The organism is Oerskovia sp. PE-21s (genome assembly GCF_056158145.1).
Map to the genome: position 1 here is coordinate 205560 of NZ_JBUXJM010000006.1, position 13017 is coordinate 218576.

Here is a 13017-nt window from a genome sequence, read left to right on the forward strand (position 1 = left end):
GCACCAGGAAAGAGGTCCTGTGCCGCGACCAGCGCCACACCCGACCACCGGCTCGACCTCGGGCGGCGGGCACCCGCCAGGCGTCGACACCCTGCTCGACGCCTGGGCGGCGGGCGACGGCAGCCCCGCCGAGGTGTTCTGGGGAGCAGTGTGCGCCGAGGCCCTGGGACACGTCGCGGCCGGTCACCTCGTGCCCGCGGTCGCCGCAGGCTCCGCAGGGTGGCGGGTGGCCCCGCTCGACGGTGCCGCCCTCGACCGCGTGGACGCCCTGGCGGATGCCATGCCCGAGGGAGCCGAAGGGGCGCTGGTGGGCGAGATCGCCCCTCGCGCCGACCATGACGTCGACGGGTTCGTGCTCCGGGAAGGCTCCGACCGGGCGACGCGCGCCGACACCGTGCGGCGGATCATGGACGTGGTCGCGAGCACCTGGGTCCGACGCGCTGCGACGGCCGTCGGCGTGCCGCCGGGGCCGGCTGGGCAGCTGGTCGAGGCCGCCCCTGACGACCGACCTGCCGCGGAGGACGAGGCACAGGACGGCCTCACCGCCTGGGCCCGTGACGTCGCCGCGCTGCTCGACCCACGGGTCACGGTGAGCCTCCGGCTCGAGCCCCTGTCGAGCGACCGACCCACCGCCGACGGCGACCTCGCGAAGAGCGACTGGCTCGCGACCGTCGTCACGCACGGTCGTGACGGTGCACGGACGGCCGACGAGCTGTGGACCGCCGCCCGCACGGACCCCGGCGCGCGCGACGCGCTCGGCGACGTCCTTGTCCGGCTGCGCGCGGGAGCCCATGCCTGGCCCCCGCTCGACGGGCTGCTCGACCAGCCCGTCCCCGGCGACCTCGTCCTCGCCCCGGCCGACGTGCGCGAGCTCCTCGCCGGGGGCGCTGCGGCACTCGCCGCGACGGGGATCGGCGTCGAGTGGCCCGCTAGCCTCGCCGGCCAGGTCCGGTCCGTCGCGGTCTTCTCGCCGACCGAGGCCCCCGACGCGGCCGGCGCCCTCCCCGCCCTGCTGCGTGCCGGGCCCGTCACGGGCCGGTCAGGGGTCGCGTCGAGCCCCATGACGCTCACGCACGAGCTGACGCTCGACGGGGTCCGCCTCACCGCGGCCGAGCGCGAGCACCTGGCGCGCGTCCATGCCGAGGGGCGCTCCGCCGTCGTGCGCCTGCGGGGGCGGTGGGTCCTCGCCGACCCGGCCGCGGCGCACGCCGCGACGCGGCGCGCGGCCCAGCCCGTCTCAGCGCTCGATGCCGTCGCGGCAGCGCTCACGGGCGTGGCCCGCGTGGGAGAGCAGGACCTGGCCGTGACGCCGACGCCGTGGCTCGACCGGCTCCGCGCCGAGCTCGAGGACCGGGCCCCGGCGCGCGACGTCGTCGTGCCGGACGGGCTGGACGCCTCGCTGCGCGACTACCAGCTCGACGGCCTGCGCTGGCTCGCGCGGCTGACCGGTCTGGGGCTCGGCGCGTGCCTCGCCGACGACATGGGCCTCGGCAAGACGATCACGCTCATCGCGCTGCACCTGCACCGCGCCCGGCCCGACGACGCCGCACCGCCGCAGGTGAGCGGCGCGGGCACGGGACCCACCCTGGTCGTGTGCCCGGCCTCCCTCCTGGGCAACTGGGAGCAGGAGATCCGCCGGTTCGCGCCCGGCGTCGCGGTGCGCCGATTCCACGGGGCGTCGCGCGACCTGCGTGGGGTCGACGACGGGTTCGTGCTGACGACCTACGGGACCGTCCTGTCCGACGCCTCCCGCGCCACGCCCGTGCTGGGTGCGCACCGGTGGGGGCTCGTCGTCGCGGACGAGGCGCAGCACGTCAAGAACCCCGGGTCCGGCACCGCGAAGGCGCTGCGCACGATCCCCGCCGCGGCGCGCGTCGCGCTGTCCGGGACCCCGGTGGAGAACAACCTCACCGAGCTGTGGGCCGTCATGGACTGGCTCAACCCGGGGCTCCTGGGCACGCGCGGGCAGTTCCGGCGACGCTGGGCCGACCCGATCGAGGGGACCCGCGACCCGGTCCTCGCCGAACGCCTCTCGCGCCTGGTGCGACCGTTCCTGCTGCGGCGGCGCAAGTCCGACCCGGGGATCGCGCCCGAGCTGCCGCCCAAGACCGTGACCGACCAGGTGGTGCCGCTCACGGCCGAGCAGGTCGGGCTCTACGAGGGCGCGGTCCGGTCGGCCCTCGAGGAGATCGACCGGGCCGAGGGCATGGGGCGCCGCGCCATGATCGGCGGCCTGCTCACGCACCTCAAGCAGATCTGCAACCATCCGGCGCAGTACCTGCACGAGGAGGATCCCCGGTTGTCGGGGAGGTCGGGCAAGCTCGACGCGTTCACCGAGCTCGTCACGACGATCCGGGCCGAGGAGGGCGCGGTCCTCGTGTTCACGCAGTACGTCGCGATGGCCCGGCTCCTCGAGACGTACCTCGGCCGGCGCGGCGTGCCGACCATGCTGCTGCACGGCGGGACACCCGTGGCGCAGCGCGAGCAGATGGTCGCACGCTTCCAGGCGACCGAGGAGATGCCGCCCGTGTTCCTGCTCTCGCTCAAGGCCGCCGGGACCGGTCTCAACCTCACCCGGGCCGACCACGTCATCCACTTCGACCGCTGGTGGAACCCCGCCGTCGAGGAGCAGGCGACCGACCGTGCCTACCGGATCGGGCAGACGCGACCTGTCCAGGTGCACCGCCTGACCAGCGAGGGAACCATCGAGGAGCACATCGCCCGCATGATCGAGTCCAAGAGGGAGCTCGCCGACGCCGTGCTGGGCGCCGGGGGTGTCGAGGGAGCGATCTCGGAGCTCAGCACCGCGGAGCTCGCCGAGCTGGTGTCGCTGCGGAGCGACGAGAGGAGACGCCCGTGAGCGCCGTCGGCTTCCCCGCGTTCCCTCCGACGGGTACCGCGGCCAAGGGTGCAGTCCGTCGGGGCCAGTCCTGGTGGGCGCGCGCCTGGGTCCGGGCGATGGAGGAGTTCGCCCTCGACGCGGGGCCGCTCAAGAAGGGTCGGGCCTACGCGCGGACGGGTCGCGTGGGTCCGATCACGGTCGGCCCGGGAGCCGTCCAGGCTCGCGTACAAGATGACGACGGCGAGATGTACCACACGGTCGTCTCGCTCGAACCGTTGACCGACGACGAGTGGGACCGGTTCCTGCACGCCCTCGCGTCCCGCTCGGGTCGGCTCGCGGCGCTGCTCGCGGGCGAGATGCCCCGCGACGTCGTCGCCGCCGCCGTCGACGCCGACGTCTCGCTGCTCCCCGGCATCGGCGACCTCGAACCCGAGTGCGACTGCCCCACCTGGGACCTGCCCTGCCTGCACGCGGCAGCGCTCAGCTACCAGGCGGGCTGGCTGCTCGACGCCGACCCGTTCGTGCTCTTCCTGCTGCGCGGGCGGACCCGCGAGCAGATCCTCGACGCGCTGCGCGACCTCTCGTCGCCGGGCCACGCGCCCGAGCAGGAGGCCGCACGGGTCGACGCACCACCCGACCCGGCCGACACCCCGGCGAGCAGCGCGAGGACGGGGCAAGCGCCGTCGGGCCCGCGGGTCCTCGGAGAGCTGCCCCCACCGCCCGACGTCCCCGAGCCCCCGGCCGCCGCCGACCTGCTCCCCGGCGTGCCGGACGAGACGGGCGACGGGACGCCCGTCGACCTCGTCGGCCTGCGGACCGTGCTCGCCGCCGCGGCCCGGTCCGCGGCCGACCGACTCACCGCGCTGGACCGCTGAGGGTGCGCTCCAGCAGGACCATGACCTCGTAGTGCGTGGTCTGCGGGAACATGTCCAGGACGCGGCCCCGCACGGGCCGCAGCGACGGCATGGCCGCGAGGTCGCGGGCCAGCGACACCGCGTTGCAGCTCGAGTAGACGACCTGCTGCACGGTCGAGGACTCGAGCCAGCCCGCGAGGTCGGCGCCGATCCCGCGCCGAGGCGGGTTCACGATCACCAGGTCGGGGACGCGCTGAGCCGTCAGGGCGAACGCCGTGGCGTCCCCGGCCCGGAAGGTCACGTCGTCGAGCCCCGCCTGGGCCGCGCTGCGCTCGGCGCTCACGATCGCCTCGCGGCTCGACTCGATCCCGACCACCTCTCGACCCGGCGTCGCGCAGTGGAGCGCGAAGCCGCCCACACCGCAGTACAGGTCCCAGACGCTGCCCGGCGCGGCCTCGTCGACCCATTCGCGGCCCTGCCGGTACAGGGCCGCGGCGACCTCGGTGTTGGTCTGGAAGAAGCTCTGCTGGCGCAGGTGCATCTCGATGCCGTTGACGCGCATGGTCAGCGTGTCGGCCTCGGTCAGCAGGATCTCCTGCTCGCCCTCGAGCGCGGCCTTGTGCTCGGGCAGGATGTTGACCGACACCACGCGGGCCCTCGGCAGCGCGTCGAGCAGGGCCGGCAGGTGCTTGCGCAGGCGCGAGACCGGCTCCTGCGAGCGCAGCACGAAACGCACCATGAGCTCGCCGTCCGGGGACTGCGTGACCAGCACGTTCTTGAGCTCGCCGCGCCGTGTCGTCACGTCGTAGGGCGTGAGGCGTGCCCGGGTGACGAAGTGCGCGAGGACGGGGAAGACGGCCTGGAGGTCGGCCGGGTAGAGGCCGCAGTCCTGGAGGTCGACGCCGCGTCCGCCCGCGTCGAGGATGCCGAGCGTCGGGCTCTCGACCGTGCCGCCCACGACCATCTTGGCCTTGTTGCGAAAGCCCGACTCGCGGCTCGCGACCGGTCGCTCCCACCGCAGGTCGGTGTGTGCCGCGAGGAGCTCGCCCGCGTGCCGCTGCTTGTCGGCGAGCTGCGCGGCGTAGCCCTGGCCCATGAGGGTGCACGAACGGCACTCGTGGGCGTCGAAGTGGGGGCACTGCATTCCGCCGATCCTACGGGGCGGTCCTGCGAGGGACGGCCCCGCTCCGGGTGCTACGGCTTCTCGCCGATCACGACCGTCGCCCCGAGCTCGTCGTCGGTCTCGACGCGTGCGACGAGGCCCTCGCGTTCGAAGAGGCCGACCGCGACGGGCGCCTGCCGCTCGCTCGTCTCGATCAGGAGGTGGCCACCGGGGGCCAGCCAGGCCGTGGCCTCCGCGGCGACCCGTCGGTGCACGTCGAGGCCGTCGTGGCCGCCGTCGAGCGCGACGCGGGCCTCGTGGATCCTCGCCTCGGGCGGCATGGTCTCGATCGCACCGGTCGGGACGTAGGGCGCGTTGACGACGAGGACGTCCACGATCCCGCGCAGGCGGGTCGGCAGGGCGTTGTACAAGTCCCCCTCATGCACCTGTCCATCGAGGTTCCGGCGGGCGCAGCGCACCGCGGCGGGGTCGACGTCCGCGGCGTGCAGGTCGATGCCCGGGTGCGCCGCGACCAGCACCGCACCGAGCGCGCCCGTACCGCAGCACAGGTCGACGACCGTCGCACGCTCCCCCGTGAGCCCGCTCGCGAGCGACGCGAGGAGCGCCGTGCGGCGTCGCGGCACGAACACCGTGGGTTCGACCCGGATGCGCAGCCCGCAGAACTCGGCCCACCCGACGACCTGCTCGAGGGGCAGCCCCGCCACCCGGCTCGCCACCATGGCGTCCAGCTCGGCCGGGGACGTCGCGGCCGCACGGAGGAGGTCCGCCTCCTCCTCGGCGAACACGCATCCCGCTGCGCGCAGGGTGGACACGACGTCTGACGGGCTCATGGCGGGACTCACGCTACTACCCGGCCCCGCGCACGGGCGGATAATGGACACGTGCCCGACGACGTAGCCCCCGCCCCCGCCCGTCCCACCACCCTCGTGGCCGCCACCCCACGGGGCCCGTCCCCGCAGGCGCGAGCCCACGCAGAGGACCTCGCGCGATTCGTCGAGGCCTCGCCCTCGTCGTTCCACGCGGCCCACGAGGTCGCGCGCCGCGCCGTCGAGGCCGGCTTCACGCTGCTCGACGAGGCCGACGCCTGGCCGCGCACGACCGCTGGAGGGCGCTACGTCGTCGTGCGGGACGGCGCCGTCATCGCGTGGGTCACGCCCGCCGGGGCGAGCCCCACGACGCCCTTCGCGATCCTCGGCGCGCACACCGACTCCCCCGGCTTCAAGCTCAAGCCCCGGCCGACCACGGGCCGCGAGGGCTGGTGGCAGGCAGGCGTCGAGGTCTACGGCGGCCCGCTGCTCAACTCGTGGCTCGACCGCGAGCTCGAGCTCGCAGGACGGCTCGTGACGCTCGACGGCCGCAGCCACCTCGTGCGGACCGGACCCCTGCTGCGCATCCCGCAGCTCGCGATCCACCTCGACCGTGCCGCGAACGACGGCCTCACGCTCGACAAGCAGCGCCACACCCAGCCCGTGTGGGGCCTCGGCACGCTCGGTGCCCCCGACGCCGACCTGCTCGCGCTCCTCGCCGAGCACGCGGGCGTCCGGGCAGCGGAGGTCGGGGGGTACGACCTCGTCGTGGCCGACACGCAGGCGCCGCGGATCTTCGGCGCGCACGAAGAGCTGCTCGCCTCGGGACGGCTCGACAACCTGCTGTCGGTGCACGCCGGTCTCGTCGCGCTGCTGGAGGCGGCGGCCGGGACCCCGAGCGGCGAGACGCCGATCGCGGTCCTCGCGGCGTTCGACCACGAGGAGATCGGCAGCGAGACACGCTCGGGGGCCAGCGGCCCGTTCCTCGCGGACGTCCTGTCGCGCGTCAGCGGCGGGCTCGGGGCGAGCGACGAGGACCGGCACCGCGCGCTCGCGGGGTCCCTGTGCGTGTCGAGCGACGTCGGGCACTCGGTCCACCCCAACTACCCGGAGCGCCACGACCCGGCGAACCGCCCCGTGGCGGGCGGCGGTCCGATCCTCAAGATCAACGCCAACCAGCGGTACGCGACCGACGCCCACGGTGCGGCGACCTGGGCTGCGGCCTGCGCGGCCGCCGGGGTGCCGAGCCAGGAGTTCGTCTCGGAGAACACCGTGCCGTGCGGGTCCACGATCGGGCCGTTGACCGCGACCCGCCTCGGCATCCGGACGGTCGACGTCGGCGCGCCCATCCTCTCGATGCACTCGGCGCGCGAGCTCACGGCCGTCGCGGACCCGTACTACCTGTCGCGCGCGATCGGGCAGGTCTTCGCGGGCTGAGACCGGCGGGAGTCCGTCCCCAGGTCACCGTCACCAGGTCACCACGTCACCGAGGTAGGGCGTAGTGCGCGAGGTAGAACGTAGTGCGCGAGGTAGAACCCCTCGCGCACTACGTCGCGCAGAACGTTCTACCTCGCCGGCCGCACGGGTAGCGCCCGCTCGACGGTTCGGCGCCCGCAAGCACCAGGTGGGAGACTCTGAGACGTGCCCAGCCCGTCGCGAACCCCGGAACCGGACGCCGCGTCGGACGACACGGCGGGCGTCGGCCGTCCGGGTGCGAGTCCCAGCGGCCAGCCCTTCTCCGACCGGCCAGGCGCCCTCCTCGACGTCCTGCTCGCGGGTGGCCGCCGCGCCGACCGGCTGACGCACGTCGAGCACCTGCCCGGTCGCCCCGGCCAGCAGGCGGACTGGCCAGGCTGGGCCGACGCCTCGCTCGTCGCGGGCTACCGCTCGCTGGGCGTCGAGCGCCCCTGGGCACACCAGGTCGAGGCCGCCGAGGCCGCCTGGTCGGGGCGGCACGTCGCGCTCGCGACGTCGACCGGCTCGGGCAAGTCCCTGGCCTTCTGGCTGCCCGCGCTCACCGCGGTGCGCGCCGACCGCGCCACCGAGACCCTGGCCCCGGGCCGGATCGAGAGTGCCCGCACGCGCGGCACGGTCCTCTACCTGAGCCCGACCAAGGCCCTCGCGGCCGACCAGGTCAACGGCCTCCAACGCCTCCTCGACGCCTCGCGCGCGGGCGACGTCAAGGTCTCGACGTGCGACGGCGACACGTCGTTCGAGGAGCGCAAGTGGGTGCAGGAGTACGCGGACGTCGTGCTCACCAACCCCGACTTCCTGCACTTCGCGCTCATGCCCAACCACCGGCGCTGGGCGCGGTTCCTGCGCAACCTGCGCTACGTCGTCGTCGACGAGGGGCACTCCTACCGGGGGGTGTTCGGGGCGCACGTCGCGCTGGTGCTCCGGCGCCTCGCGCGGCTCGCGGCGCACTACGCGCCGGCACCACAGACGTCTCCCGGTGGGCTGTCAGACCCAGGGAGCCCTCAAGGTCACGCTGCTTCTGACAGCGCTGCGCCACGGAGGGGCCTCACGTTCGTCGTCGCCTCGGCCACCACGGCCGACCCTTCCGTGAGCGCAGGTCGTCTCATCGGGGTCCCGCCCGAGCAGATCGTCACGGTCGACGCCGACACGAGCCCCGCCGGGCGCAAGACGTTCGCGCTGTGGCAGCCGCCCGAGGTCCTGGGCTACGAGGCCGCGCAGGCCCGCGCCGCGGCAGCGAACGACCCGGCGGCGGATGCGGCCCTCGCGGAGTCCCTCCTGATCGACCCCACGGCCCACGACGAGCTGGGCCTGACGAGCGACCCCGACGAGCCCGCGACCCCGGGCGACTCCCCCGAGCGCCCGCGCCGGTCCGCGACGGCCGAGGCCGCGGACCTCCTCGCCGACCTCACGGCGGCAGGCGCGCGGACCCTCGCGTTCACGCGCTCGCGCCGCGGCGCCGAGGCCGTCGCGACCCAGACCCAGGACCACCTGCGCGTCGTCTCGCCCCAGCTCGCGCGCCGGGTCGCGGCCTACCGCGGCGGCTACCTCCCCGAGGAGCGCCGGGAGCTCGAGCAGGCGCTGCGCAGCGGCGCGATCCGGGGCCTCGCGACGACCAACGCGCTCGAGCTCGGGGTCGACATCTCGGGTCTCGACGCGGTGCTCATCGCGGGCTGGCCGGGCACCCGCATGTCGGTCTGGCAGCAGGCCGGGCGGGCGGGGCGGGCGGGCGCCGACGGCCTGGTCGCGTTCGTCGCACGCGAGGACCCGCTCGACACCTACCTCGTGCACCACCCCGAGGCGATCTTCGCGGCGCCCCTGGAGGCCACGGTCTTCGACCCCGCCAACCCGTACGTCCTCGCGCCGCACCTGTGCGCTGCGGCCGCCGAGGTCCCGCTCCGGCAGTCCGACCTGCCGCAGTTCGGCGACCCCGCCGCGGTGACCGAGCTCCTGGGCGTGCTGGTCGCGCGGGGTGCGCTGCGCCGTCGGGCCTCCGGGTGGTACTGGACGCACGCCCAGTCCGCGGCCGCGATGACGGACCTGCGCGGCTCGGGCGGTTCGCCCGTGCGCGTCGTGGAGGCGGGCACGGGACGCCTGCTCGGCACGGTCGACGCGGCGTCGGCCGACGGCTCCGTCCACGACGGCGCGGTCTACGTCCACCAAGGAGTGAGCTACGTCGTGGAGTCGCTCGACCTGCGCGACGGCGTCGCGCTCGTCGCACGCCGGGACGTCGACTTCGGGACGTGGTCGCGCTCGGTCACGGAGATAGCGATCCACGGCGTCCGTGACGAGGAGCCGGGCGCGGTCCCGGTGACGGTCCCCAACGACGCCACGCACCCGGCGATCCAGCGCTGGTGGGGGCCGATCGGTTGGGGGTTCGGGCCGGTCGAGGTCACGAGCCAGGTCGTGAGCTTCCAGCGCCGACGCCTGCCGGACCTGCAGATCCTGGGCACCGAGCCGCTCGACCTGCCCGAGCACACGCTCCCGACGACCGCCGTGTGGTGGACCGTCCCGGCCGAGGTGCTCGAGGCCGCCGGAATCGACGCCGACACCGCGCCGGGAGCGTTGCACGCGGCCGAGCACGCGTCGATCGGGCTCCTGCCGCTGCTCGCGACGTGCGACCGCTGGGACCTGGGCGGGGTCTCGACCGCGATGCACGTCGACACCGAGCAGGCGACGGTCTTCGTGTACGACGCGTACCCCGGCGGTGCGGGCTTCGCCGAGCGGGGGTTCCACCTGGGCGCGACGTGGCTCCGCGCGACGCGGGCAGCGATCTCGCGCTGCCCGTGCGCGGACGGCTGCCCCGCGTGCGTGCAGTCACCCAAGTGCGGCAACTTCAACAACCCGCTCGACAAGGCCGCGGCGGTCCGTCTGCTCGACGCGGTGCTCGCGTTCGCGCCGTCCGACTGACGGCTCGCCCCCTCACCGCGCCGACGCCGGTCCCGCGCGGGCTGCGGCCCGCGCGGTGCCCAGCACCCCGGCCCACCCCGTCGCCTCGCGCGTGACGTCGACCCGGACCACCCCGTCGCCCTGCTCGACGCAGGCCACGACGGCGGCACCGTTGCGCTCCGCGGTCTCGCGCGCCGTCGGGCAGGCGTCCCACCCTCGCTGGAGGGCGGTCGCCGCGGCGAGCGCTGCGAGGTCGGCCGCTGCCTGCGCCCGCCCACGGGCCCCCTGGGCCGAGGCGAGCGCCGCGAGCGCCAGCCCCAGCACGAGGACGACCGCGATCAGACCGAGCGCCAGCACGGTTCCGGAGCCGCGGTCACGGGGGCTCACGGCTCGCTCCACGCGACCGCCGCCCCGCGTGCCTGGAGCGGCGAGCGCGACAACCAGCCGCCGACCACGGGATGGGAGACGCGCACCTCGACCCACGGGTCGCCGCGCGTGACGGTCACCGTGGCGTCGGGCCCGGCCACCCGCCCGACGACGGCGCGCACCGCCGCGTCGTCCTCGCCGATCGCGACGGCCCGGGCTGCGGCGCGCGCGGCGTCGGCAGCCTGGAGCTGTGCGTTCGCCGCCGCAGCGAGCGTGAGGACGGCCACCAGCACGAGGACGACCGCGGGCAGCGCGAGCGCGAGCTCGGCGGTCACGGTGCCGCGCTCACGGTCGCGGAACCTGCGCCCGGGCCGCCACCGCGCGCTGGTGGCCGTCTCGCTCATCCGATCGACAGGGCGCGCTGGATGATGCCGAGCAGCATCTCGCGCACCTCGCCGCTCTTGAGGATCGCGATGAGCAGCCCGGCGAACCCGACCGCCGCGATGGTCGCCACCGCGTACTCGGCGGTCGCGAGACCGGCCTCCGGGTCCTCGCCGCGGACCCGGGCGAGCAGCCCCGCCCATCCCGCCCTCGCTCCGTACACAGCCTTCATGGGTGTCTCCTCCTGGTCCGTGGCCCGCCCGTCGCGCGCCGTGCCGCCCACTGTGGTGGGCCCGAGCCCCGGCGCGCTGGGCCGAGGGACACCGCTGTGGAGCGAGGTCCACGTGGGCGACCTGTGCACGGCCCGTCCAGCGGGCCACGAACCGTCAGGTGGCGTCCTGCTGTTCCAGCCACGTGAGGATCACGCGGTTCGTCTCCTCGGGCAGCTCCTGCTGGATCCAGTGACCGCAGTCCAGGTCGACCACGTCCACGTCGGGCACGAACTCCGCGAGCCGCTCCGACCGCGCGACCATGTCCCGTGCGCCGTAGATCATGAGGGCGGGCTGCTTGACGACCGGGTCCACGTCCGCCAGCAGGTGCCAGTTGCGGTCGAGGTTCCGGTACCAGTTGATGCTGCCCGTGAACCCGGTCGACTCGAAGGCGGAGACGAGGACGGCCAGCTCACCGTCGCTCAGGACGGGGTCACCGAGCGGCGTCGTCGCTCTGGCGAGATCGATGAGCGCCATGCCCGGCCGGGGCTCGGCGGGGGGCTCGTTCTTCCGGTACAGGTTGCGCAGGAACTGGTGGGGGTTCTCGTCGAGCACGGCGTCCGCGACGCCTGGGAGGCGGTTGAAGTGGACGAAGTAGAAGTCGGCGCCCAGCGCCGCCTCCATGCCCTCGATCCAGGGCCTGTCGCCGCGCTCCTGGTAGGGCAGGCTCAGGTTGATCACCCTGCTGACGCGCTCGGGGTGCAGCAGGGTCAGTCCCCAGACGACGAAGGCCCCCCAGTCGTGGCCGACGAACGTGGCGTCCTCGTAGCCGTAGTGGTCGAGGAGCGCGACCAGGTCTCCGGACAGGTGCTCGATGTCGTACTCGGTCACGTCAGCCGGCCGGGACGAGCCGCCGTAGCCGCGCTGGTTCGGGACGATGACGTGGTAGCCCGCTGCCGCCAGGGCGGACATCTGGTGGCACCAGGAGATGGCGTGACCTGGCCAACCGTGGCACAGCACGACGGGCCGCCCCGCGTTGTGCCGTCCTGCTTCGAAGACTTCGAGCTCCACGCCGTCGACCTGCACCAGGGTGGGCTCGGGGAAGTCGGGGGCGCTGGGACGCATCGGTGAGTTCATGTCGCCATGATGCGCACCGGTACCGGTCAGCCCGTGGCCGGTTCTCCTCGCGTCCGCCACCTCTTCCCGTGAAACTGGTCGGCAGCGGCTGTCGATTCCGTCGGTGGTCACGCGTCATCGTGATGAAGGACCCACCACCCACTCATCTGGAGGAATCATGAGCACCGAGTACGCGATCCTCATCCACGCCCCGGAGGACGGCACGCCTGCCATGCGTCCGGACCTGGCCGCGGAGATCATGGCCCAGCACGACGAGTTCACGCGCCGCGTCGTCGCCGAGGGGCACCGCATCACGGGCGGCGTAGAGCTCGAAGCCGCCGGGACGGCGACCCTGGTCCGCCCGGGCGTCGGGACGACCGAGGGCCCGTTCACCGAGCTCGCCGAGCAGATCGGCGGCCTCTACCTGGTCGTGAGCGACGACCTGCCCGGGCTCGCGACGATCATCGACGAGGTGTTCGCGGGCGACGGCTGCACGTACGAGATCCGCCCCACGGTCGACCACGGCGGGTCCGACGACGCGACCGACCCCGAGGCTGCCGTCGCGTCGACCGCCGGCGCGGGGGCCTGACCCGTGAAGGTCATGTTCCTGCTGTACGAGGACGAGCAGGTCTGGGCCGCGGCCTCCGCCGACGAGCGGTCGCGGTACATGGTGCAGCACGACGAGTTCGCGGCGTTCCTGCGCGAGCGCGGGAGGTTGGAGGCCGCCGAGGCGTTGAGCACGGTCTCGGCGGCGACCACGGTCCGGCGCCGCGACGGCGACGTCGTCGTGACCGAGGGACCGTACGCCGAGCTCACCGAGCAGCTCGGCGGGTTCTATCTCGCGGACCTGCCGAGCATCGACACCGCGATCGAGGCCGTCGCCCTCCTGCCGCAGTACACGGTCGAGCTCCGTCCGGTCGTGGACGTGGACGACCTATGACCCGGCGCCCCGGAGGCC

At 74.5% G+C, this 13017-nt stretch carries 12 protein-coding genes; 6 read left to right on the forward strand and 6 right to left on the reverse strand.

Going from position 1 to position 13017, the window contains the following annotated elements:
• Positions 1 to 19: 19 nt before the first annotated feature.
• Both ACZDYF_RS13460 and ACZDYF_RS13465 read left to right on the forward strand, forming a co-directional pair.
• Complete coding sequence (locus ACZDYF_RS13460; protein WP_475057685.1) at positions 20 to 2860, forward strand: DEAD/DEAH box helicase; 2841 nt, start codon at positions 20 to 22, stop codon at positions 2858 to 2860.
• A complete protein-coding gene (locus tag ACZDYF_RS13465; protein ID WP_475057688.1) occupies positions 2857 to 3717 on the forward strand; it encodes an SWIM zinc finger family protein in 861 nt (286 codons plus the stop codon). Before ACZDYF_RS13460 ends, ACZDYF_RS13465 begins: the two co-directional genes overlap by 4 nt.
• Here the strand turns inward: ACZDYF_RS13465 and rlmC are convergent.
• Entirely contained in the window at positions 3698 to 4840 is a 1143-nt protein-coding gene (gene rlmC / locus ACZDYF_RS13470) for a 23S rRNA (uracil(747)-C(5))-methyltransferase RlmC (RefSeq protein ID WP_475057691.1), read from the reverse strand. The two genes, ACZDYF_RS13465 and rlmC, sit on opposite strands and share 20 nt — an antisense overlap.
• A 50-nt stretch (positions 4841 to 4890) precedes the next feature.
• On the reverse strand, positions 4891 to 5649 hold the full coding sequence (locus tag ACZDYF_RS13475) for a putative protein N(5)-glutamine methyltransferase (protein WP_475057694.1): 759 nt from the start codon (positions 5647 to 5649) through the stop codon (positions 4891 to 4893).
• 96 nt (positions 5650 to 5745) lie between these two features.
• On the opposite strand from ACZDYF_RS13475, the gene ACZDYF_RS13480 reads away from it, so the two are divergent.
• Together ACZDYF_RS13480 and ACZDYF_RS13485 are read left to right on the forward strand one after the other, a co-directional pair.
• Positions 5746 to 7062 (forward strand): M18 family aminopeptidase, encoded by a 1317-nt coding sequence (locus ACZDYF_RS13480; RefSeq protein WP_191792179.1) that lies wholly within the window; start codon positions 5746 to 5748, stop codon positions 7060 to 7062.
• A 330-nt stretch (positions 7063 to 7392) separates the two neighbouring features.
• Positions 7393 to 10008, forward strand: a complete 2616-nt coding sequence (locus ACZDYF_RS13485; RefSeq protein WP_475057923.1) for a DEAD/DEAH box helicase — start codon at positions 7393 to 7395, stop codon at positions 10006 to 10008.
• 12 nt (positions 10009 to 10020) lie between these two features.
• Here ACZDYF_RS13485 and ACZDYF_RS13490 read toward each other — a convergent pair whose 3' ends face one another.
• From ACZDYF_RS13490 to ACZDYF_RS13505, 4 genes are all read right to left on the reverse strand, one after another.
• Positions 10021 to 10374 (reverse strand): Rv3654c family TadE-like protein, encoded by a 354-nt coding sequence (locus ACZDYF_RS13490; RefSeq protein WP_475057697.1) that lies wholly within the window; start codon positions 10372 to 10374, stop codon positions 10021 to 10023.
• The gene (locus ACZDYF_RS13495) at positions 10371 to 10757 is read right to left on the reverse strand and encodes a TadE family type IV pilus minor pilin (RefSeq protein WP_204807465.1); all 387 of its coding nucleotides are present in this window, start codon (positions 10755 to 10757) and stop codon (positions 10371 to 10373) included. The genes ACZDYF_RS13490 and ACZDYF_RS13495 overlap by 4 nt, the downstream gene beginning before the upstream one ends.
• Complete coding sequence (locus ACZDYF_RS13500) at positions 10754 to 10966, reverse strand: DUF4244 domain-containing protein (protein WP_475057701.1); 213 nt, start codon at positions 10964 to 10966, stop codon at positions 10754 to 10756. The genes ACZDYF_RS13495 and ACZDYF_RS13500 overlap by 4 nt, the downstream gene beginning before the upstream one ends.
• Positions 10967 to 11120: 154 nt before the next feature.
• Positions 11121 to 12080 carry an alpha/beta fold hydrolase gene (locus ACZDYF_RS13505; RefSeq protein WP_475057705.1) on the reverse strand — a complete coding sequence of 320 codons (960 nt, stop codon included), beginning with the start codon at positions 12078 to 12080 and terminating at the stop codon, positions 11121 to 11123.
• Between the two features lie 157 nt (positions 12081 to 12237).
• On the opposite strand from ACZDYF_RS13505, the gene ACZDYF_RS13510 reads away from it, so the two are divergent.
• Both ACZDYF_RS13510 and ACZDYF_RS13515 read left to right on the forward strand, forming a co-directional pair.
• The gene (locus tag ACZDYF_RS13510) at positions 12238 to 12648 is read left to right on the forward strand and encodes a YciI family protein (protein WP_475057708.1); all 411 of its coding nucleotides are present in this window, start codon (positions 12238 to 12240) and stop codon (positions 12646 to 12648) included.
• 12 nt (positions 12649 to 12660) lie between these two features.
• Positions 12661 to 12999: a YciI family protein gene (locus ACZDYF_RS13515; RefSeq protein WP_191792148.1), complete on the forward strand. Its 339-nt coding sequence runs from the start codon at positions 12661 to 12663 to the stop codon at positions 12997 to 12999.
• Positions 13000 to 13017 lie beyond the last annotated feature (18 nt).

What these genes read in the sequence shown, in the direction of transcription:
- rlmC (WP_475057691.1), bottom strand. Translation starts at nt 4,840, where the DNA reads ATGCAGTGCCCCCACTTCGACGCCCACGAGTGCCGTTCGTGCACCCTC.
- ACZDYF_RS13475 (WP_475057694.1), bottom strand. Translation starts at nt 5,649, where the DNA reads ATGAGCCCGTCAGACGTCGTGTCCACCCTGCGCGCAGCGGGATGCGTG.
- ACZDYF_RS13495 (WP_204807465.1), bottom strand. Translation starts at nt 10,757, where the DNA reads ATGAGCGAGACGGCCACCAGCGCGCGGTGGCGGCCCGGGCGCAGGTTC.
- ACZDYF_RS13500 (WP_475057701.1), bottom strand. Translation starts at nt 10,966, where the DNA reads ATGAAGGCTGTGTACGGAGCGAGGGCGGGATGGGCGGGGCTGCTCGCC.
- ACZDYF_RS13505 (WP_475057705.1), bottom strand. Translation starts at nt 12,080, where the DNA reads ATGAACTCACCGATGCGTCCCAGCGCCCCCGACTTCCCCGAGCCCACC.
- ACZDYF_RS13510 (WP_475057708.1), top strand. Translation starts at nt 12,238, where the DNA reads ATGAGCACCGAGTACGCGATCCTCATCCACGCCCCGGAGGACGGCACG.
- ACZDYF_RS13515 (WP_191792148.1), top strand. Translation starts at nt 12,661, where the DNA reads ATGTTCCTGCTGTACGAGGACGAGCAGGTCTGGGCCGCGGCCTCCGCC.